This is a genomic window from Streptomyces sp. NPDC089915, from assembly GCF_040684675.1.
In the GTDB taxonomy this organism is placed as follows: domain Bacteria; phylum Actinomycetota; class Actinomycetes; order Streptomycetales; family Streptomycetaceae; genus Streptomyces.
This window is the reverse complement of sequence record NZ_JBFBGN010000123.1, coordinates 1-20,771: the sequence shown is the minus strand read 5'-3', so window position 1 is coordinate 20,771 and position 20,771 is coordinate 1. Positions and strand designations below refer to the sequence as shown.

Genomic DNA, 20,771 nt, shown 5'->3' with positions numbered 1-20,771 from the left:
CGGCTCGATCACCGTCCAGGCCTGATCAGTCAGTTCATGACGTCGCACCACGAACGGAGTAACGACCAACCGACTTTGCGGACACGGCCTAGCCCAGCTCCTCGCGCAGCGCCTGCTGCCAGGCCTTCGTCAGGGCGGGCAGGTCCGTGCCCAGGGTCTCGTCGAGGGCGGTGGGCAGCGGTTCGCGGCCGGCGCGTTCGTAGAGCCGGACCAGGGCCGCGTCCCCCCAGCGGGCGGCGATGAGCCGGCAGGCCAGCCAGGCGCCCTCGTAGGCGCGGGCCATGGCGTCCTGGTCGCCGCCGAAGGCGAAGGCCCCGTCCTCGGGCAGGGCGGCCGGGAGGTCGCCGAGGCGGACGGCCCGGCCGAGGGTGGGGGCGGCCTCCGCCGGGCCGAGCGGGCCGTCCCGGTACGCCGCCCAGTCCGCGAAGCCCTCGGAGAGCCACTGCGGGGTCCGGGCGGTGGTGGCGGCGCGGGTCGCGACGTGGGTGGTCTCGTGGGTGAGGACGATCTGCCGGCCGGCCTGCGACAGCTGTGCGTACCCCTCCGGGTTGACCACCACCCGGTCGGCCGGTGCGGGCCCGCCGCCGGTGGCTCCCGTGGTGACGGCCCCCATGCCCCGGTAGGCGTCGGCGGGGCGGCCCAGCAGCGCGGCCATCGCGTCCAGGGTGGCGGGGACCAGCACCACCACCCGGCGCGGCCACGGCCCCGGCCAGGCGGCGCTCGCGGCGGGTACCGCCCGGTCGGCGTCGGCGGAGATCTCCGCCAGGGTCCGCGGGCTCTGGCCGACGCCGAGGACGAGGGAGTGCGCGCCCCGTACGACGGCCACCTCCCCCTGGTCCCACGGCTGCGGCGGGGCCCCGGGGGCGGGCCGGTCGGCGGTGACCCGCCAGGTCGCCCCGTCCCCGTCGCGGGCCAGCGTCAGCTCGCGGGCCGACCCGGCGGGGGCGGTGTCGTAGCCGGCGAGCCGGTAGCGCAGCTCGGCGCGAGCGGAGGCGCGTGCGCCGTCCTGCCGGACCGAGACGACCTCGTAGGACCAGCCCTCCAGCGGGATCCCGGAGAGCCGCCGCGGCGGGGCCGCCGCCCAGTCGGCGACGGCCCGCCGCACCTGCGCCGCGGCGGGCGCGGCGGGCGGGGCGGGCGCCGCGCACCCGGCGACGGCCGCGGACGCGCACAGGGCCGGCACGAGCAGGCGTACGAGGGCGCGGCGGACGGGATCCATCCGCCGATCGTACGCACGGCGGGTGTCAGGGCCGGGTGACCGAGGACACCGGCATCATCCCGACGGGGTCGTAGCGGACCCGGGCGCCGGGGTAGGGGGCGTGGATCACCTGGCCGTTGCCGACGTACATGCCGACGTGGCTGGCGTCCGAGCGGTACGTGACCAGGTCCCCGGGCTGGGCCTGGGAGAGGGGCACCTGGCGGCCGGCGTGGCGCTGTGCCTGCGAGGTGCGGGGCAGGGAGACCCCGGCCTGCCGGTAGGACCACACCATCAGCCCGGAGCAGTCGAAGCCGGAGGGGCCGGTGGAGCCCCACACGTACGGTTTGCCGAGCGCCGCGCGGGCGGCCATCACGGCGGCCATCCCCCGGCCGGAGGCGTGGCCGCCGCCCACGGGCAGGCCGGGGAGGTCGGGCAGGCCGTCGGAGCGGCCGCCTGAGCGCGAGGCCCGCTCGAAGTCGGCGCGTTCGCCGGAGGGCATGTCGTTGAGGAGCCTGCGGGCCTCGGCGAGCTTGGAGGTGACGGCGCGCTTCTGGGTGGCCACCTCGGTGCGCAGGGTCTCCAGTTCGGCGAGCTTGCGGGAGGCGTCCTGGCGCTGCTGGCCGATCCGGCGCTGTTCCTCGAGCAGTTCGGCGAGCTGCTTGGCCTGGCGGCCGCTCAGCCGGTCGAGGACGGCGGCCTTGTCGAGGTAGGCGCCGGGGTCCTCGGAGAGCATCAGCTCGACGGTGGGGTCGAGGCCGCCGGAGCGGTACTGGGCGCCGGCGAAGGTGCCGAGGACTCCGCGCATGGTGTTGACGCGGTCCTGGGCGCGGGCGACGGCGTCCTGGGCGCGGCTGATCTCGCCGCGCAGGGCGTCGGCCTTCTCGCCGGCCTGGTTGAACCTCTCGGTGGCCTGCTCGGCCTCCTCGAAGAGCTGGTCGACCTGGGCGCGGGAGCTCGTGGCGGGCTCGTGCGGGAGGGCCGGGGCGGCGAGGGCGGGTGCGCCCGTCATGGCCACGGCGGCGGTGGCCGCGGCGGCGGTGAGGACGGTGACCTTGGCGTTCCGGTCGAGGCCGCCGCTCCCGGGCCGGCGATGGGACCCCACGTGGCACCGCTCCCTTCCGCTGCGGGGCCCGGGTCCGCCCCCCATGGACGGCCGTGTGCCGGGTTCCGCGCTGGCAGACAGTAACCGCGCGGCCACGCGGCGGCCAACGACCGCCGGCGGGCCGGTACGCCGGCGCCCCGCCTCTGACGCAGGTCATGGGCGGGGCGCGGGGTCAGGGCGGGTCCGCGCAATTCGCCCGGATGGGCGGTGTACGGCGCGTCTCCGGGGGCGGGGAGCCGGGGGGTGCGGGTCAGCCGACGCGGACGCCGAACTGGAAGGGCATGTTCTTCATGGCCTCGTAGCGGACGCCGCCGGTCGGGTTGGAGGCGTGGAAGACCTGGCCGTTGCCCGCGTAGAGGCCCACGTGGTGCAGGTCGCTGTAGAAGAAGACCAGGTCGCCGGGCTGGAGTTCGCTCATGCCGATGCGCGTGCCGTCGTTGACCTGGGTGTAGGTGGTGCGGCTGATGCTGACGCCGGCCTGGGCGTAGGCCCACTGCGTCAGGCCGGAGCAGTCCCAGGAGTTGGGGCCGGTGTCGCCCATGTGGTAGGCGTCGCCCTCCTGGGTGATGGCGGCGGCGAGGGCGGCGCCGGCCCGTCCCGAGCCCTTCGCGGCGCCGGGCTTGGCGCCCGTGCCGCCGCCGGCGGCCTTGGCGGAGGCGGCGCCGTCCTTGGCCGCGTCGCTCTTGAGCTGGCTGCGCTCGTCGGCGGTCAGGGAGTTGAGGAGGGCCTGGGCGTCGGCGAGCTTGCTCTGGGCGGTGGCCTTCTTCTCGGCGAGCTCCTTGCGGACGGCGTCGAGGTCGGCGAGCTTGCCGGTGGCGTCCGCGCGCTGCTGCGCCAGTTCCCGCTGCTTGGCCTGGATCTTGGATATCGCCTCGACCTGGCGGCCGCTCAGCTGCTGGAGCGTGGCGGAGCTGTCGAGGTAGTTCTGCGGGTCTCCGGAGAGCAGCAGGGCCACGGACGGGTCGATGCCGCCGCCCCGGTACTGGGCCGTGGCCATCGAACCGAGCGTGTTGCGCAGGTCGTTGAGGTCGGCCTGGCCGCGGGCCACCTGGTCCTGGAGGTAGCCGATCTCCTTCTCCAGCTTGTCCTGGCGGTCCTTGGCCCCGTTGAACTGCTCGGTGGCCTGCTCGGACTCCTCGTAGAGGGCGTCGACCTTGGTCTTGACCTCGTCCTTGTTCGGCTTGTCCGGGGCCGGGGCGGCCATGGCCGACTGGGAGGAGAGGGCGACGGCCGCGGTGGCGAGGGCGGTGAGGACGCTCACGCGGGTGCGGGTCGGCGGCTTGGGTCGACGGTGGGACGCCACGGACGCGAGCTCCTTCGGCAGCAGACCCCCGTCGACACCCCGAATGAGTGACCTACCGAACGGAGGTTTGAGCAGACCCTAGTGACCCTTCTGTGATCACTTCAAATCCCGGAACGTAAAAATCCGCACGCCTTCCGGGTTCTTTACCCGCCGCCCACGCTGCGTACAGCGCCCCTGACGGTACGTCTCCCGGACGTACCGTCAATTCGGGCATCCCACCCACCGGTTACATCGGCGACAGAAGCCGCCGAGCGCTACGAAACGCGCGCCAGCCGCTTGAGCAGCAGCGCCGAGGCCACCGGCCGCGCCCCCGCCTTCGCCACCCCGTCGGCCACCTCGCGGTCGGTGGAGACCACGACCACCGGACGGCCGGGCGGCTCGGCCCGCACCAGCTGGCGGATCAGCTCGTCCGCCGTCACCCCGGCCTTGGAGAACAGCACCCGCACCCCGCGCGGCGGGGCGAGCAGCACCGGCGCCGCCAGTTCCGCCCCGTCGAAGACGCAGGTCATCTCGGCACCGGTCTGCGCGGCCAGCATCGACAGCCCGCCCAGCAGCCGCAGCCGCTGCTTCTCCAGCGGCATCGTCGGATAGCCGGTCTTCGTCACGTTGTACCCGTCGACCACCAGATGCGCCTGCGGCAGCGCCAACAGCTGGTCCAGCAGCGCCGGATCGGTCTCCGACAGCGCCCGCGCCGCGATGTCCTTCGGGGTCATCCGGCCCGGCTCCACGGCGTCCACCGTGTCCGCCGGCCGCGTCGACACCGGCGGCAGCGCCAGCTCGCGGCGCAGCCCCGCCGCCGCGTCGAGCACCGTGTCCAGCAGCAGCCGCAGCCGCATGTCCTCCATGCTGCGCCCCTCGCGGGTGGCCCGGCGCGCGGTCTCCAGCGCCGACTCCGCCTCCGCCAGCCGGGCCTTCAGCCGCCGCGACTCGCTCTCGGCGGCGGCCACCTGCGCGGCCGCCTCGCCGCGGATCCCGTCGACCTCGCCGCCGAGCTTGCGCAGGGCCGCCTCGCCCCGCTTGACGTCGCTCAGAGCACTGCGCAGCTTGCGCTGAAGCGATTCCGCTTCCTTGCGGACGGCGTCCAGCTCGGCCCGCACCTGCTCGCCGCCGCTGCGCTGGGCGTCGCGCAGCTGCGCCAGCTCCTCGCGCAGCCGTTCGAGCTCGCGCCGGTTCTCGTCATCGACCCGCTCGGCGTCGGCGCGCTGCGCCTCCTCGCCCGCGGCGGCCACCAGCTTGACCCAGCCGGCCGGCCGCAGCACGTACGCGGCGGCCGCCACGTCCAGCGGGTCCGCGGCGGCCGGCGGGGCACCGGACTCCAGCGCCCCCGCCAGTTCCGGCTGCGCCTCGCGCACCTTTTCCGCGACGCGGCTGCGGAAGACCCCGTCGCTCTCCACCGCCGAGGCCATCGCGTTGCCCGCGAACTTGGCGCGCCGGGTCGGGGTGAACCGGGCGTACTGGCGCAGCTGCGCGGGGAGGTCGGCGACCGTCAGGCCGCCGAAGGCGTCCGAGACGAGCGCGACGACCCGGCGCCGCACGCCTTCCGGCAGCGGGCGGTCGAGGACCTCCGCGGCGTCGCGGGCCGCGTCGGCCTGCCCGGCGCCGCTTGCTGGCTCCACAATCCGTCACCCCTACCGTGATCTACCGTGGGCCCCGCTCCGTCAGGAGTCGGTGCCCGGCCTGTCGACGAGTTCGATCTGGTCCACCGCGTTGCACCAGCGGCAGCGGACCGACTCGATGGTCTCACTGACCACCTCGCGCTCCTCGACCTTGGGCTCCCCGGCGAGGTCGAGGTGGACGTACTCCACGACCTTCGACGATCGGGTGACATCGAACCTCGTGAGGTTGCCGCACAGGGTGCAGCGCCACCGGGTGGTGTCGGTCGGCAGGGGAACCGTCGTCATCAGGCCGCTCTCTCCTTCGTAGCTCGTTCAATTAAAGCCTTCCGCAGCGGTCGGCGGACCGCAGCACGTAACCCTACGGCCTGGCACCACCCTCAGGGGGCTCCGCCTGCGTCATGCTCTGTCGCATGATCGTAAAGTGGCGGGCCGTGCGGGAGGCCGCCCGGGGCCCCGTGGTCACGTACGCGCTGATCGCCGGCTGCTGCGCGGCGTTCCTGGCGAGCCCGGCGTCCGGCCTGAACCCGTCCTACGGGACGGGCGAGCGGCTGCTGGCGACGGGCACGGCCTACTTCCGGCACTGGGGCGTGGTCCCCGACGAACTCTTCTCCGGGGCGGCGCGTCCGCTGCTGACCCCGCTCACGGCGCTCTTCGTCCACGGCAGCTGGCTGCACCTGCTCGGGAACATGCTCTTCCTCTACGTCTTCGGCGCCATGACGGAGGAGCGGATGGGGCGGCCGGCGTTCCTCGTCTTCTACCTCTGCACCGGCTACGTGGCCCTGGCGGCCTACGCTGCGGCCCACGCCTCCTCCGACCAGACCCTGGTCGGGGCGTCCGGCGCGATCTCGGCGGCGCTCGGCGCGTTCCTGTGCCTGTTCCCGCGGGCGCGGGTGACGAGCCTGTTCCCGTTCCTGCTGTTCCTGCCGCTGCGCTTCCCGGCGTGGATCGTGCTGATGTTCTGGTTCGGGCTGCAGTGGCTGGCCGCGCACCGGGCGGCCAGCGGGCCGGGGGTGGCGTACCTCGCCCACGTCGTGGGCTTCTCCGTGGGGTTCTGCTACGCGTGGGTGCGATATCGCCGTACGACTAGAGTGAGGCGACCAGTGACCGCCGTCGAGGGAGACAGCCAACCGTGATCACCGCGATCGTGCTCATCAAGACCAGCGTGGACCGGATCCCCGAGATCGCCGAGTCCATCGCCCAGCTGGACAGTGTCAGCGAGGTCTACTCCGTCACCGGTACGTACGACCTGATCGCGCTGGTCCGCGTCGCCCGCCACGAGAACCTGGCGGACATCATCCCCGGCAAGATCAGCAAGATCCCGGGCGTCGAGGCCACGGACACCCACGTCGCCTTCCGCACGTACTCCCAGCACGACCTGGAAGCCGCCTTCGCCATCGGGCTGGACGCGTAGGCCCATCGCCGGCGGGGCCGTGAACAGCCCCGCCGGCCTTGAGGCGGAGGGTCACACCGCCGGGACGCAGCGGCCGTCCTCCGTGCGGTACCGCCACTTCGCGCCGTCCGCGACGAGTTCCTTCACCGCGCGGACGAAGCGCTCCACGTGCTCGTCGGGCGTACCCGCCCCGAAGCTGACCCGGATCGCGTTCAGCGACCGCTCCCCCGGCCCCGCCTCCGGCGCCCCGCACTCCCCCTGGGCCTGCGGCTCGCTGCCCAGCAGCGTCCGCACCAGCGGGTGGGCGCAGAACAGGCCGTCGCGCACCCCGATCCCGTACTCCGCCGACAGCGCCGCCGCGAAGTGCGAGCTGTTCCAGCCGTCGACCACGAACGAGATGACGCCGACGCGCGGGGCGTCGTCCCCGAACAGGGACAGCACCCGCACCGCCGGGACCTCCGCCAGGCCCTCGCGGACCTTCGCGATGAGGTGCCGCTCACGGGCGACGAGCTCATCGAAGCCCGCCTCCTTCAGCGCCCGGCAGGCGGAGGCGATGGAGTAGACGCCGATGACGTTCGGGGAACCGGCCTCGTGGCGGGCCGCGGTGGTGTGCCACTCGACGTCGACGCCGCCGTCCTCGCGGCGGGCCACCTTGCGGGAGGCGCCGCCCCCGGCGAGGTACGGGGCGGCCTCCTGGAGCCAGTCGGCGCGGCCCGCGAGGACGCCCGAGCCGAAGGGCGCGTACAGCTTGTGCCCGGAGAAGGCGACCCAGTCCACGTCCAGTTCCCGCACGGAGACGGGGTGGTGGGGCGCCAGCTGGGCGGCGTCCAGGACGATCCGCGCGCCGTGCGCGTGCGCGGCGGCGGCCAGCTCCCTGACCGGCCACAGCTCACCGGTGACGTTGGACGCCCCGGTCACGCAGACCAGCGCGGGGCCGTAGGGGTCGCGGTCGGCCAGCGCCCGCTCCAGGGTGGCGACGGCCTGGGCCGGGGTGCGGGGGGCGTTGAGGTAGGTGACCTGAGCGTCGCCCCAGGGCAGCAGCGAGGCGTGGTGCTCGGTCTCGAAGACGAACACCTGGCAGTCGGCAGGGAGCACGGCGGCGAGCAGGTTGAGGGAGTCGGTGGTGGACCGGGTGAAGACCACCTGGTCGGCGGGGCGGCAGTCGAGGAACTCGGCGACGGTGGCCCGGCTCTGCTCGAAGAGGTCGGTGGAGAGCTGCGAGAGGTAGCCGGCGCCGCGGTGGACGCTGCCGTAGTACGGGGCGTACGCGGCCACGTCGTCCCAGACCCGCTGGAGCGCCGGGGCGCTGGCCGCGTAGTCCAGCGCCGCGTAGGTGACCTCGCCGCCGGTGACGAGCGGGACGGTGACGTCCCGGCCGAGCACGGGCAGCGGCTCGGCACAGGCGGGGCCCTCGGCGGGGGCGGCGCAGGCGGTGGTGGCGGCGGCGTTCAGGGATGCGGACATGGCGGTATCTCCCGGCAGGCAGGGCTGAATGGCTTCGGTGTGCCCGTACGCGGGTACGGCGGCGCGCGGCGGCGGCCGTCAGGGGTACGGGAGGACCTCGGACGGATCGGGGGTACGCGGAAGGGACCCTGTTCCGAGGGGTGAAGTAGGGGCGGAGTCGCCCTATCGCATTCGCTTGCTCACGGAAAACGCTCCTCGAGAGACCAGGACCCCTGGTGTCGAGGGATCCGCGCTTGCCGTAGGCCTTGCTGCCTACGACCTGGTCATCACCCGGGGCACCCCGCCACGGAAGGAGGGTTGCCGGACAGCAAGCCGGGGCCTAAACGCTGTCACTCGTGACCTTGGAGAGCATCCTGCCACACGGACCGCCGAACACAAGACCCCGGTCCACATCGTGGACCGGGGTCTCCTCTGTCACGCCGATCTCGCGCCGGGCGGCGGGCCGCATCCGCGCACTCCGCCCGGCCAGGGCCTACGCGTTGCTGGCCGCCACCCAGCGCTCCAGCGCGGCGCGCGCGGCGCCCGAGTCGATGGACTCGGCCGCCCGGGCGATGCCCGCCGTCAGCTCCTCCTCCAGCGAGCCCGCGCCCGGGTCCAGGGCGACCAGGGCGGACGCCGAGTTCAGCAGGACCGCGTCGCGCACCGGACCGGTCTCGCCGGCCAGCAGCCGGCGGGCCACGTCGGCGTTGTACGAGGGGTCGCCGCCGCGCAGGGCCGAGATGTCGATGGTCTCGATGCCCACGTCGCGCGGGTCGAAGGCGTGCTCGGTGATCCGCCCGTCGCGGACCCACCACACCCGGGAGGTGCCGGTCGTGGTCAGCTCGTCCAGGCCGTCGTCGCCGCGGAAGACGAGGGCGGAGGTGCCCCGCTCGGCGAGGACCCCGGCCATGATCGGGGCCAGCCGGGGGTCCGCGACGCCCACCGCCTGCGCGGTGACCCGGGCGGGGTTGGTGAGCGGGCCCAGGCCGTTGAAGGCGGTGCGCACCCCCAGGTCCCGGCGGGCCGAGGCCGCGTACCGCAGGGCGGGGTGGAAGACCACCGCGGCGCAGAAGGTGATGCCGGCCTCCTCGGCGACCTGCGCCACCCGCTGCGGGGTCAGGCCGAGGTTGACGCCGAGCTTCTCCAGGACGTCGGAGGAGCCGCTGGCGGAGGAGGCGGCCCGGTTGCCGTGCTTGACGACCTTCGCGCCCGCGCCGGCGGCCACGATGGCGGACATGGTGGAGATGTTGACCGTCTTGGCGCCGTCGCCGCCCGTTCCGACGATGTCCACGGTCCGCCCGGGCACCTCGATCAGGTTGGCGTGGGCGTACATCGTGCGGACCAGGCCCGAGTACTCCTCCACCGTCTCGCCCTTGGCCCTCAGGGCCACCGCGAAGCCCGCGATCTGCGCGTCGGTGGCCTCGCCGCGCATGATCCGCTCCATCGCCCAGGCGGTGTCGTCGGTGCTGAGGTCGCGGCCGCTGAGCAGGGCTTCCAGGATGCCCGGCCAGCTGCGGGCCGCCACGCTGTCGCCGCCTGCCGGGGTCGCAACGTTCATGGTCAGCTCCTGCTGCTCGTCGGGTCCTGCGATGTAGGGGCCCACGCGGATGGGAAGGATCTCAGCCTATCCAGCCCCGGAGACGGCAATGAGCCCCCGTCCAGACACTGGACGGGGGCTCATGCCGTGGCGACACCAGGATCGACGGGTCGATCCCTCAAGCGGTCGTGCCGGAGATCAGTGGTGGCCGTGGCCCGACTGGATCTCCTTGTACTCCTCGGCGGTGGGCTTCGGAATCTGGTTGCCCTCCGCGTAGAAGCCCTTGCTGAGCTTCGCGCGCAGCTTCTCGCCGCGCGTCACCTTGCGCTCCACGCCGTTCTCGTCGACCGTCGGGCCGAGTTCGAGCGGCTTGTACTGCTCGTGCGAGGTGAGCGTGTGCAGCTTGCCCTGCGGGAGCGGCTCGTGGACCTCGACGAACTCACCGTGCGGCAGACGCTTGATGATGCCGGTCTCGCGACCGTGCAGCACCTTGTCGTGGTCCCGGCGCTGGAGGCCGAGGCAGATCCGCTTGGTGGCGATGAAGGCCAGGACCGGGACGACGAAGAAGCCGATCCGGACGAACCAGGTGATCGAGTTGATCGACAGGTGGAAGTACTGGGCGAACATGTCGTTGCCGCCGCCGATGAGGAGCACGATGTACTCCGCGATCCAGGCGACACCGAAGGCCGTACGGGTCGGGACGTTGCGCGGGCGGTCCAGGATGTGGTGCTCGCGCTTGTCGCCGGTGACCCAGGACTCGATGAACGGCCAGACGGCGATCGCGCCGAGGACCAGCGGGAAGAGCAGCAGCGGGATGAACACGCCCAGGACGAGCGTGTGGCCCCACAGGTTGATCTCCCAGCCGGGCATGGCACGGATCAGGCCTTCCGGCATACCCATGTACCAGTCGGGCTGCGCACCGGTGGACACGTGGTCCGGGCGGTACGGGCCGAGCGCCCAGATCGGGTTGATCGAGGCGAGCGCCGCGATGGCCGCGATGACACCGAAGACCAGGAAGAAGAAGCCTCCGGCCTTGGCCATGTAGACGGGCAGCAGCGGCATGCCGACGACGTTGTTGTTCGTCTTGCCGGGACCCGCGAACTGGGTGTGCTTGTGGTAGAAGACCAGGATCAGGTGGGCCACCAGCAGGCCCATCATGATGCCGGGCAGCAGCAGGATGTGGATCGAGTAGAACCGCGCGACGAAGTCGCCGCCGGGGAACTCGCCGCCGAAGAGGAAGAACGACAGGTACGTGCCGACGATCGGCACGGACAGGATCGCGCCCTCCATGAAGCGGACACCGGTGCCCGAGAGCAGGTCGTCCGGCAGGGAGTAACCGGTGAAGCCGGTGAACATGCCGAGGACCAGCAGCAGGAAGCCGAAGATCCAGTTGACCTCACGCGGCTTGCGGAACGCGCCGGTGAAGAAGACGCGCATCATGTGCACGACCATCGCGGCGACGAAGATCAGCGCCGACCAGTGGTGGATCTGCCGGATGAGCAGACCGCCGCGGACGTCGAAGCTGATGTCCAGGGTCGAGGCGAAGGCCTCGGACATCTGGACGCCCTGCATCGGCACGTACGAGCCGTGGTACACGACCTCGTTCATGCTCGGGTGGAAGAACAGCGTCAGGTACACACCCGTGAGGATGATGATGATGAAGCTGTAGAGGCAGATCTCACCCAGCATGAAGGACCAGTGGTCCGGGAAGATCTTGCGCATGTTCGCCTTGGCGAGGCTGTAGATGCCCAGGCGGCCGTCCGCCCAGTCGGCTACGCGCTCGCCGGCCGGCGCTTTGCGCTCGGTGGTGGTGGCAGTGCTCATCCGCGCTCCCAGAATGCAGGACCGACGGGCTCTTCGAAGTCGCCGAGCGCTTCGAGGAAGCCTTCGTCATTCACGCCGATCCGCAGCTGCGGAAGCGCGTGACCGGCCGGGCCGAAGATGACACGGGCGCCGTCGGAGAGGTCGAAGGTGGACTGGTGGCACGGGCAGAGCACGTGGTGCGTCTGCTGCTCGTACAGGCTGATCGGGCAGCCGACGTGGGTGCAGATCTTCGAGTAGGCCACGATGCCCTCGTGGGACCACTCCAGTTCCTGCTTGTCCTTGATGTCCGCCGGCTTGATCCGGACGAGCATCAGGGCGGCCTTGGCGATCTGGTTCTGGAAGTCGTGCTGGTCCTCCTCCAGGCCCTCGGGCATGGCGAAGGTCAGCGAACCCACCAGGACGTCCTCGGGGCGCAGCGGCTCCATGGTGTTCTGGTTGATGATCAGCTTGCCCTTGGCCCACAGGGTCTTGCGGAGCTTGTCCTCGGGCAGCGTGCCCAGGTCTCGCAGCAGGACCACGCCGGAGAGCGGCACCAGGGCCAGCGCACCGAGCAGGGTGTTGCGGATCAGGGGGCGGCGGGCGATGCCGGACTCGTTCGCACCGTCGGCGAAGTCCTGCATGACCTTGGCCTTGACGTCCGCCGGCGCCGCGATCTCGTGGCGGTCGTCGGCGACCTCGACGTCGGACATCAGGGTGCGGGCCCAGTGGACCGCGCCCGCGCCGATGCAGAAGAGGGCGACGCCCAGGGTCATGCCCAGGGCGAAGTTCAGCGCGCTCACCTTCCCGATCGGGAAGATGTAGACGATCTTCTCGACGGGGATGGACACGTACGAGGCGATGAAGCCGACGGTGGCCAGCATCGACAGCGTGAACAGCATCGCGACCGTGCGCTCGGACCGCTTGGCGGCCCGCTCGTCGATGTCCTGGATGCGCGGCTTGTGGACCGGCAGGCCCGGGTCGGCGAACGGGTCGTCCGCGACCGCTACGGCACCGGGGTGCGCGTCGCCCTGCTCGCTCGGCAGGTGCTTCTCTTCGGGAATGTCTTGGCTACTCATGACTTCTTGGCCTTAGCGGTGTGGGCCGCGACCCAGACGGCGACAGCGATCAGCGCACCCAGACCGAAGATCCAGCCGAACAGACCCTCGGAGACGGGGCCGAGGCCACCGAGCTTCAGGCCGCCAGGGCTGACCGACTTCTCGCCGTTCACGTTCTGGAGGTACGCGATGATGTCCTTCTTCTGCTTCTCCGGCATGGTGCTGTCGGGGAAGGAGGGCATGTTCTGCGGGCCGGTGAGCATGGCCTCGTAGATGTGCTTCGGCTCGACGCCCTCGAGGTTCGGGGCGTACTTGCCGTTCGTCAGCGCGCCGCCCTCGCCGGTGAAGTTGTGGCACTGCGCGCAGTTGTTGCGGAACAGCTCGCCACCGGCGGCGATGTCGGCACCGGCCGGGTCGTACTGCTTCTCGGTCGGCGTGATCGGGCCGGCTCCGAGGGACGCGATGTACGCCGCGAGCTGGTCGATCTGGGCCTGGGAATAGATGTTCCGCTTCTTCGGCACCTGGGCGCCGGGCTGCTGGGCGGGCATGCGGCCCGTGCTCACCTGGAAGTCGACGGCCGCGGAGCCGACGCCGACCAGGCTCGGGCCGTCAGAGGAACCCTGACCGCCGGTTCCGTGGCAGCTTGCGCAGCCCACGGCGTAGAGCTTCTTGCCCTCCTCGATGGCGAGGGACTGGGCGGTTTCATCGGCCTGCGCCTTGCCCGCGGGCGCGAAGGCGGCGTACAGCCCCCCCGTGACCGCCAGCGCGAAGAGTAGAACGACGACCGCCGCCAGCGGATGGCGTCGTCGTGCGGAAAGCTTTTTCACGGATTACCCCGGTGTCAGGATCTTCTGCGTCGGTGTTTCTGGATGGTGCGCCGGGAACGGGCCCGGCGACGGGTTCGCTACTTGATCAGGTAGATCGTCGCGAAGAGGCCGATCCAGACGACATCGACGAAGTGCCAGTAGTAGGACACGACGATGGCCGACGTGGCCTGTTCGTGGGTGAACCTCTTGGCCGCGTACGTCCGGCCGAGGACCAGCAGGAAGGCGATGAGTCCGCCCGTCACGTGCAGACCGTGGAAGCCGGTGGTCAGGTAGAACACCGTGCCGTACGGGTCGGACGAGAGGCTCAGGCCTTCCTCCTTGACCAGGTCGGTGTACTCGAACACCTGGCCGCCAATGAAGATCGCACCCATGACGAACGTGATGATGAACCACGTCCGGAGCTTCTTCACGTCACCGCGCTCGGCGGCGAAGACGCCGAGCTGGCAGGTGAGCGAGGAGAGCACCAGGATCGTGGTGTTCGTCGCCGAGAAGGGCAGGTTCAAGGCCGAAGCCTGTTCCGTCCAGTGCTCGGCGCCCATCACGGATCGCAGGGTGAAGTACATCGCGAAGAGGGCCGCGAAGAACATCAGCTCGGAACTCAACCAGATGATGGTTCCGACGCTGACGAGGTTCGGCCGGTTGACCGTCGGGTGCGCGTGCCCGGTATCTACTGTCGTTGCTGTCGCCACGACCGACATTATGTCGGTCCCTTATCCCGCCCTCACCCCGGGGGGTGCCGTTCGGAGTGTCAGGGGGGTGTGCAAGGCCCGAACGGCCCATCAGACCACCCCCGTGCGGCCTCTCCCGCCAGGCTGGCGGAACCGATGTTGACACGGGGTCGGACGGAGTAGCATCCCGCGCATCATCAGCGTGATTCACGGACACGTGGAGGAACGAAATGCGGGCGACTGCGCGGGTTCTGCTCTACAGCGACGACGCGGGCACCCGGGAGCAGGTGCGGCTGGCCGCCGGGCGCAGGCCGGCCGCGGACCTGCCGCCGGTGGAGTTCCTGGAATGTGCCACGCTTCCAGCCGTCCTCAAGGAACTGGACGCCGGGGGCATCGACGCGTGCGTCCTGGACGGTGAGGCGGTCCCGGCCGGGGGCATGGGCGTGTGCCGGCAGATCAAGGACGAGATCTTCCGGTGTCCCCCGGTGCTGCTGCTGATGGGGCGCCCCCAGGACGCCTGGCTGGCCACCTGGAGCCGCGCCGACGCGGCCGTCACCCTTCCGGTGGACCCGGTGGAGTTCCCCGAGGCCCTGGCGGGTCTGCTGCGCTCCCGGCTGTCCCTGGACGCCTGAGGGGCCCCGGAACGCCGACGAGGGCCCGCGGGCGGCTCTGCGGCCGTCCCGCGGGCCCTCGCGGGCGTCACGGGCCCCGTACGGGGCGTGTGGGCCCCGTGGGGCCCGGCGGGTCAGACGGTGGGGCGCAGGCGGGCCTGGTCGACGGGGCTGCGGCCCTCCTGGGTGCCCTTCAGGAGGTAGCTGCCCTCGCGCCAGTCCTTCCAGTCCATGTTCCAGTCGCCGTAGCCGTTGCCGAAGGTGTCCATGTCCTCGCCGATGCTGTTGATGACCTTGACGACGTCGCCCTCGGTGATGTTCTCGTAGAACCAGGCGGCGTTGGCGGTGCTCATGCCGGTGCAGCCGTGGCTGACGTTCTCGTAGCCCTGGGAGCCGACCGACCACGGCGCGGCGTGGACGTACTCCCCGCTCCAGGTCACGCGGGTGGCGTAGTAGACGGGCAGGTTGTAGTACTCGCTGCCGCCGATGCCGACGGTGTCCCCGCGCATCTGGACGAAGTACTGCTTGCCCAGTACGACCTTGACCCCGTTGCGGGTGGAGAAGCCGGGCTTTCCGGTGGTCACCGGAATGGTGTTGATCACTTCTCCGTTGCGCTCGAACGTGAGGGTGTGCGCGGAGGCGTCGGTGGTGACCTCCACCCGGTCGCCGATCTCCAGCTTGAGCGGTTTGGACGCGGATCCGTGGAGGTCGTCCTCGATCTTGACGCCTTCCAGGTTGCTCCGAACGGAGACCCAGGAGTGGGCGGGCCAGTAGTCCTTGGGGCGGAAGTGCAGGTTCTTGTCGTCCACCCAGTGCCAGGCGCCCTCGACGGGGGTCGGGGTGTCGATGACCAGGCCCCGTTCGACGAGGGCGCGGGCGGCCTTGTCCTTGACGGGTTCGTTGAGTTCGGCCGTGATGGGCTGTCCGACCCCGTATTTGCCCTCGTCCGGGCCGAATTCGACCTTGAGGACCTTCTTGGCCGGGGTGGTGTCGAAGGCCAGCGTGCGCTGCCCCGGGGCCCCGTGCTGGTCCTCCGTGCTGACGGTGACGGTGTAGTGGACGCCGGCGGCCATCGGCGAGGTGCTGTGCCAGCGGTCCCCCTTGGCGGAGAGCTCGCCCGCCAGGCGGCGTCCGTGGGTGTCCACGGCCGTCACGTCGGTGATGCGGGACTCCGTGCCCTTGGCGGTGACCTCCAGGGGCTTGTCGGGGTCGGCGGCGCGGCCGCCGGGCGGCTGGTTGGAGGAGATCTGCTCCCCCGCGTCGTACGGGCGGGCTGACAGCGGGTTGTCTGCGGAACCCCCGCATGCGGTGGCGCCGGCACCGAGGGACGCGACCAGCAGGGAGCAGCTGAGTACCGTCCAAAGACGCGGTGAGTGCTTCATGCGATCAACGCTATGAACATATGACTATTACGTCGCGCGGGGTGACTGCAAACGAGGGGCCCGGACTCCTCCGAAAAGGTGTCCGGGCCCCTCTGTACTGCTTTTCCAGCGCGTCCGTACCGGTGGTACGGCTACCGCCTACTGGTTCTGGTTCTCACCGCGGTAGTACTCGTACACCCAGCCCCACAGGCCGATCAGGATGATCGGGGCCGAGAAGTACATGAGCCACCAGCCGAAGATGACGCCCATGAACGCGAGCGCACCGCCGATGCCCAGCGAGAGCGGCTGCCAGCTGTGCGGGGAGAAGAACCCCAGCTCGCCCGCCTCGTCGGCGACGTCGGCCTCCAGGTTGTCCTGGGCCATCTCGTCCACGCGCCGGGCCGTGAAGGCCAGGTAGTAGCCGATCATGGCGCTCAGGCCGAAGGCCAGCGCGAGCGCGGTGGTTCCGACCGGCTCCTTCGACCAGACGCCGTAGACGACGGTCATGATCAGGATGAAGGCGGAGAGCCAGAGGAACATCTTGCCCTGGATCTTCACTTGCCGGCCTCCTTGCCACCGGTGACGGCCTTGGCCGGGGCGTGGTCCTCGAGGTGGTCGAGGGCCGCGATCTCCGGGTGGTGCAGGTCGAACGCCGGCGATTCACTGCGGATGCGCGGCAGGGTGAGGAAGTTGTGCCGCGGCGGCGGGCAGGAGGTCGCCCACTCGAGCGAACGGCCGTAGCCCCACGGGTCGTCGACCTCGACCTTCTTGCCGTACTTGGCGGTCTTCCAGACGTTGTACATGAACGGCAGGAAGGAGAGGCCGAGGACGAAGGAGCTGATCGTCGAGATCGTGTTCAGCGTGGTGAAGCCGTCGGCGGCCAGGTAGTCCGCGTAGCGGCGCGGCATGCCCTCGGCACCCAGCCAGTGCTGGACCAGGAACGTGCCGTGGAAGCCGATGAACAGCGTCCAGAAGGTGATCTTGCCGAGACGCTCGTCCAGCATCTTGCCCGTGAACTTCGGCCACCAGAAGTGGAAGCCGGCGAACATCGCGAACACCACGGTGCCGAAGACGACGTAGTGGAAGTGCGCGACGACGAAGTACGAGTCGGAGACGTGGAAGTCCATCGGGGGCGAGGCCAGGATGACGCCGGTCAGACCACCGAAGGTGAAGGTGACCAGGAAGCCGATCGTCCAGAGCATCGGGGTCTCGAAGGACAGCGAGCCCTTCCACATGGTGCCGATCCAGTTGAAGAACTTCACACCGGTCGGGACCGCGATCAGGAAGGTCATGAAGGAGAAGAACGGCAGCAGCACACCGCCGGTGACGTACATGTGGTGCGCCCACACGGTCACCGAGAGGCCGGCGATCGCGATCGTCGCGGCGATCAGACCGATGTAGCCGAACATCGGCTTGCGGGAGAAGACCGGGATGATCTCGGAGACGATGCCGAAGAACGGTAGCGCGATGATGTACACCTCTGGGTGTCCGAAGAACCAGAAGAGGTGTTGCCACAGCAAGGCGCCGCCGTTGGCCGCGTCGAACACGTGCGCACCGAACTTGCGGTCGGCCTCCAGCGCGAAGAGCGCGGCGGCCAGGACCGGGAAGGCGAGCAGGACCAGGACACCGGTCAGCAGCACGTTCCAGGTGAAGATCGGCATGCGGAACATCGTCATGCCCGGAGCGCGCATGCAGATGATCGTGGTGATGAAGTTGACCGAGCCGAGGATCGTGCCGAAGCCGGAGAAGGCCAGACCCATGATCCACATGTCGGCGCCGATGCCCGGCGAGCGGACGGCGTCCGACAGCGGGGAGTAGGCGAACCAGCCGAAGTCGGCCGCACCCGAGGGGGTGACGAAGCCGGCGACCGCGATGGTCGAGCCGAAGAGGTACAGCCAGTACGCGAACATGTTCAGCCGCGGGAACGCCACGTCGGGCGCGCCGATCTGCAGCGGCATGATCCAGTTCGCGAAGCCGGCGAACAGCGGGGTGGCGAACATCAGCAGCATGATCGTGCCATGCATGGTGAACGCCTGGTTGAACTGCTCGTTCGACATGATCTGCGTGCCCGGACGGGCCAGCTCGGCGCGCATGAAGAGCGCCAGGATGCCGCCGATCAGGAAGAACACGAACGACGTGACCAGGTACATCGTGCCGATGGTCTTGTGGTCGGTAGTGGTCATCCACTTCACGACGACATTGCCCGGCTGCTTGCGCCGCACCGGCAGCTCGTTTTCATACGAGTCGGCGGCGGCACCCTGAGATTCGTTGAGGATGCTCACAGTTTGTTCACTTCCGCATTCCGGGCGGGGTCAGTCTGCTTGATGCCGGCCGGCAGGAAGCCGGTCTGCCCCTTCTCCGCCAGCTGCTTCAGGTGCGCCTTGTACTCCGCCGGGGAGACGACCTTCACGTTGAAGAGCATGCGGGAGTGGTCGACGCCGCAGAGCTCGGCACACTTGCCCACGAAGGTGCCTTCCTGGGTCGGGGTGACCTCGAAGACATTGGTGTGACCGGGGATGACGTCCTGCTTGAACAGGAAGGGCACCACCCAGAAGGAGTGGATGACGTCGTTCGACGACAGGATGAAGCGGACCTTCTCGCCCTTGGGCAGGTAGAGGGTCGGCCCCGGGTTGTTCGTGTCCGCGTTCCGGTCTCCGGGGACGCCCTTCTCGTAGACGCCCTCGGCGCCCGCGGGGAATTCCTTGGTGAACCGGTCCGGCAGGGAGGCGAGCTCCTTCGGAACCACACCCGCCTTCGGGGTCGCGGCGTCGCCGTCGACGTTCTCGACGTAGTTGAAGCCCCAGCTCCACTGGAAGCCGATCACGTTGATGGTGTGAGCCGGCGACTTGGAGAGGGTGAGCAGCTTCGACTCATCACGCGCGGTGAAGTAGAAGAGCACCGAGACGATGATGAGCGGGACCACGGTGTACAGCGCCTCGATGGGCATGTTGTACCGGGTCTGCGCGGGGACCTCGATCTTCGTCCGGCTACGCCGGTGGAAGATGACGCTCCACATGATCAGGCCCCACACCAGGATGCCCGTGATGAGAGCGGCCGCCCAGGATCCCTGCCACAGGGAGAGGATGCGAGGCGCCTCCTCCGTGACCGGGGTGGGCATTCCGAGGCGGGGGAAGTCTTTCCAGGTGTACGAGCAACCAGTGGCGGTCGCCAGGACCACGCCCGCAGTCAGCGCCTGCAGCAGCTTCCGCCGCATCGGGCGCCGCGGCGAGCGGTCGGAGCCGTAGGGACTCACGTAGCGCCTTCCCGAGAGTCTCGGCCCGCGCGGCCGGCCGCGGCCGTGTTCGGGTCGGTCGCCGGCCCTGACGCAGGCAGGGGTTTGGATGTTTATGCGGACCAAACCCTACTGGACGCTATTTGAGGCCGCGCGGGGAGGGTGCCCAACGCGCCGCTACTGCCCCCGAAGGGATGGATCCGCCGTACGGGGGACGGGCCGTTCGGCCCTGAACGGCGGGCTCCGGACGGCATCTGACGATCCCTGAAACCCGGTGCGACCTGCGCGGGCGGCGCGGGCGCCGGCAACACCCCGCTCCCCCGCCGCCCTCCCCGGCGCCCCTGCCTTACGGTGGCCCGATGCCGTACTTCGACACCGCCTCCGCCGCTCCCCTGCACCCCGTGGCCCGGCAGGCGCTGCAGGCCGCACTGGACGAGGGCTGGGCGGACCCGGCCCGGCTGTACCGGGAGGGGAGGCGGGCCCGGCTGCTGCTGGACGCGGCGCGGGAGGCCGCGGCCGAGGCCGTCGGGTGTCGCGCCGACGAGCTCGTGTTCACTCCTTCGGGGACGCACGCGGTTCACGCGGGCCTCGCGGGGGCCCTCGCCGGGCGCCGGCGCGTCGGCGGCCATCTGGTCGTGTCGGCGGTCGAGCACAGCTCCGTCCTGCACGCGGCGGAGTCCCACGCGGCCGCCGGGGGGACGGTGACGGAGGTTCCGGTGGACCGCTTCGGCGCGGTCTCCCCCGTCGAGTACGCCTCTGCGCTGACCTCCACCACGGCTGTGGCGTGCCTCCAGTCGGCCAACCACGAGGTGGGCACCGTCCAGCCGGTGGCGGAGGTGGCCGAGGCCTGCGCGGCGGCGGGCGTCCCGCTGCTCGTGGACGCGGCGCAGTCGCTGGGCTGGGGCCCGGTGGAGGGCCGTTGGTCGGTGCTGGCGGCGAGCGCCCACAAGTGGGGCGGCCCGCCCGGGGTCGGCCTGCTGGCCGTCCGCAAGGGGGTCCGGTTCGCACCCCAAGGCCCCTCCGACGAAAGGGAGTCGGGGCGCTCACCCGGCTTCACGAACCTCCCGGCCGTGGTGGCGGCGGCGGCCTCGCTGCGGGCCGTGCGGGCCGAGGCGGACGCGGAGGCGGCGCGGCTGCGGGTGCTGGTGGACCGGATCCGGCGGCGGGTGGCCCGGCTGGTCCCGGACGTGGAGGTGGTCGGGCACGCGGACCGGCGGCTGCCGCACCTGGTGACGTTCTCCTGCCTGTACGTCGACGGCGAGAGCCTGCTGCACGGGCTGGACCGGATGGGCTACTCGGTCTCCTCGGGCTCCTCCTGCACGAGCTCCACGCTGACCCCGAGTCACGTGCTGCGGGCGATGGGGGTGCTGTCCGAGGGGAACGTACGGGTGTCGCTGCCGCGGGGCACCTCGGCGGAGGAGGTCAACGGCTTCCTGGAGGCGCTGCCGCGGGCGGTGGCGGAGGTCCGCGCGGAACTCGGCGTCCCGGAGGCCCTGTCGGCCTCCCCGCCGGTCGCGGAGTCGGTCGAGGAGCCAGAGTTCCGTCGTGACCACGGACAGCCGCAGCCTCGTCAGTCCGTACGCGGCGACGTACAGGTCCATCCGGCGCACGGCGGAGGCGACCAC

The 20,771-nt window shown here is 70.8% G+C and carries 18 protein-coding genes, 1 pseudogene and 1 riboswitch; of the genes and pseudogenes, 4 read left to right on the top strand and 15 right to left on the bottom strand.

Annotated features, from left to right (window positions below; genetic code table 11):
- Nucleotides 1–88: 88 nt before the first annotated feature.
- The 5 genes from AB0O29_RS27775 to AB0O29_RS27755 all read right to left on the bottom strand — a co-directional run bounded on the left by AB0O29_RS27775 (nt 89) and on the right by AB0O29_RS27755 (nt 5,504).
- Nucleotides 89–1,219, bottom strand: coding sequence for a hypothetical protein (locus AB0O29_RS27775; RefSeq protein ID WP_365156513.1), 1,131 nt, complete (start codon nt 1,217–1,219; stop codon nt 89–91).
- 25 nt (nt 1,220–1,244) lie between these two features.
- Nucleotides 1,245–2,300 carry an NlpC/P60 family protein gene (locus AB0O29_RS27770; protein ID WP_365156510.1) on the bottom strand — a complete coding sequence of 352 codons (1,056 nt, stop codon included), beginning with the start codon at nt 2,298–2,300 and terminating at the stop codon, nt 1,245–1,247.
- A gap of 250 nt (nt 2,301–2,550) precedes the next feature.
- Complete coding sequence (locus AB0O29_RS27765) at nt 2,551–3,603, bottom strand: NlpC/P60 family protein (protein WP_365156507.1); 1,053 nt, start codon at nt 3,601–3,603, stop codon at nt 2,551–2,553.
- Nucleotides 3,604–3,857: 254 nt separating this feature from the next.
- Entirely contained in the window at nt 3,858–5,222 is a 1,365-nt protein-coding gene (locus AB0O29_RS27760) for an NYN domain-containing protein (protein WP_365156515.1), read from the bottom strand.
- Between the two features lie 39 nt (nt 5,223–5,261).
- Complete coding sequence (locus AB0O29_RS27755) at nt 5,262–5,504, bottom strand: hypothetical protein (protein ID WP_042813634.1); 243 nt, start codon at nt 5,502–5,504, stop codon at nt 5,262–5,264.
- A 113-nt stretch (nt 5,505–5,617) separates the two neighbouring features.
- On the opposite strand from AB0O29_RS27755, the gene AB0O29_RS27750 reads away from it, so the two are divergent.
- Both AB0O29_RS27750 and AB0O29_RS27745 read left to right on the top strand, forming a co-directional pair.
- Nucleotides 5,618–6,352, top strand: a complete 735-nt coding sequence (locus tag AB0O29_RS27750; protein WP_365156504.1) for a rhomboid family intramembrane serine protease — start codon at nt 5,618–5,620, stop codon at nt 6,350–6,352.
- Complete coding sequence (locus AB0O29_RS27745) at nt 6,349–6,630, top strand: Lrp/AsnC ligand binding domain-containing protein (RefSeq protein WP_365156502.1); 282 nt, start codon at nt 6,349–6,351, stop codon at nt 6,628–6,630. Before AB0O29_RS27750 ends, AB0O29_RS27745 begins: the two co-directional genes overlap by 4 nt.
- Before the next feature lie 51 nt (nt 6,631–6,681).
- Here the strand turns inward: AB0O29_RS27745 and AB0O29_RS27740 are convergent, their stop codons facing one another.
- The 6 genes from AB0O29_RS27740 to AB0O29_RS27715 all read right to left on the bottom strand — a co-directional run bounded on the left by AB0O29_RS27740 (nt 6,682) and on the right by AB0O29_RS27715 (nt 13,972).
- Nucleotides 6,682–8,073 carry an aminotransferase class V-fold PLP-dependent enzyme gene (locus tag AB0O29_RS27740; RefSeq protein WP_365156500.1) on the bottom strand — a complete coding sequence of 464 codons (1,392 nt, stop codon included), beginning with the start codon at nt 8,071–8,073 and terminating at the stop codon, nt 6,682–6,684.
- Between the two features lie 224 nt (nt 8,074–8,297).
- A riboswitch (SAM riboswitch) is annotated at nt 8,298–8,414 on the bottom strand.
- A gap of 131 nt (nt 8,415–8,545) precedes the next feature.
- Nucleotides 8,546–9,610, bottom strand: a complete 1,065-nt coding sequence (trpD, locus tag AB0O29_RS27735; RefSeq protein WP_365156497.1) for an anthranilate phosphoribosyltransferase — start codon at nt 9,608–9,610, stop codon at nt 8,546–8,548.
- Between the two features lie 177 nt (nt 9,611–9,787).
- Nucleotides 9,788–11,413: a cytochrome bc complex cytochrome b subunit gene (locus AB0O29_RS27730; RefSeq protein WP_344153796.1), complete on the bottom strand. Its 1,626-nt coding sequence runs from the start codon at nt 11,411–11,413 to the stop codon at nt 9,788–9,790.
- Nucleotides 11,410–12,468 (bottom strand): Rieske 2Fe-2S domain-containing protein, encoded by a 1,059-nt coding sequence (locus AB0O29_RS27725; protein ID WP_365156493.1) that lies wholly within the window; start codon nt 12,466–12,468, stop codon nt 11,410–11,412. Before AB0O29_RS27725 ends, AB0O29_RS27730 begins: the two co-directional genes overlap by 4 nt.
- Complete coding sequence (locus tag AB0O29_RS27720; RefSeq protein WP_344153790.1) at nt 12,465–13,274, bottom strand: c-type cytochrome; 810 nt, start codon at nt 13,272–13,274, stop codon at nt 12,465–12,467. Before AB0O29_RS27720 ends, AB0O29_RS27725 begins: the two co-directional genes overlap by 4 nt.
- 77 nt (nt 13,275–13,351) lie before the next feature.
- A complete protein-coding gene (locus AB0O29_RS27715) occupies nt 13,352–13,972 on the bottom strand; it encodes a heme-copper oxidase subunit III (protein ID WP_045946897.1) in 621 nt (206 codons plus the stop codon).
- 200 nt (nt 13,973–14,172) lie between these two features.
- Between AB0O29_RS27715 and AB0O29_RS27710 the strand changes: the two genes are divergently transcribed.
- On the top strand, nt 14,173–14,574 hold the full coding sequence (locus AB0O29_RS27710) for a hypothetical protein (protein WP_365156489.1): 402 nt from the start codon (nt 14,173–14,175) through the stop codon (nt 14,572–14,574).
- A 113-nt stretch (nt 14,575–14,687) separates the two neighbouring features.
- Here AB0O29_RS27710 and AB0O29_RS27705 read toward each other — a convergent pair whose 3' ends face one another.
- From AB0O29_RS27705 to coxB, 4 genes are all read right to left on the bottom strand, one after another.
- Nucleotides 14,688–15,935: an Ig-like domain-containing protein gene (locus tag AB0O29_RS27705; protein ID WP_365156486.1), complete on the bottom strand. Its 1,248-nt coding sequence runs from the start codon at nt 15,933–15,935 to the stop codon at nt 14,688–14,690.
- Between the two features lie 138 nt (nt 15,936–16,073).
- Nucleotides 16,074–16,472, bottom strand: coding sequence for a cytochrome c oxidase subunit 4 (locus AB0O29_RS27700; protein WP_365156483.1), 399 nt, complete (start codon nt 16,470–16,472; stop codon nt 16,074–16,076).
- The gene (ctaD, locus tag AB0O29_RS27695; RefSeq protein ID WP_365156480.1) at nt 16,469–18,196 is read right to left on the bottom strand and encodes a cytochrome c oxidase subunit I; all 1,728 of its coding nucleotides are present in this window, start codon (nt 18,194–18,196) and stop codon (nt 16,469–16,471) included. Before ctaD ends, AB0O29_RS27700 begins: the two co-directional genes overlap by 4 nt.
- Nucleotides 18,193–19,167, bottom strand: a complete 975-nt coding sequence (gene coxB, locus AB0O29_RS27690; RefSeq protein ID WP_365156478.1) for a cytochrome c oxidase subunit II — start codon at nt 19,165–19,167, stop codon at nt 18,193–18,195. The genes ctaD and coxB overlap by 4 nt, the downstream gene beginning before the upstream one ends.
- Nucleotides 19,168–19,505: 338 nt before the next feature.
- Here coxB and AB0O29_RS27685 point away from each other — a divergent pair.
- Nucleotides 19,506–20,663: pseudogene (locus tag AB0O29_RS27685) on the top strand (aminotransferase class V-fold PLP-dependent enzyme); the annotation flags it as partial.
- Between the last annotated feature and the right edge of the window lie 108 nt (nt 20,664–20,771).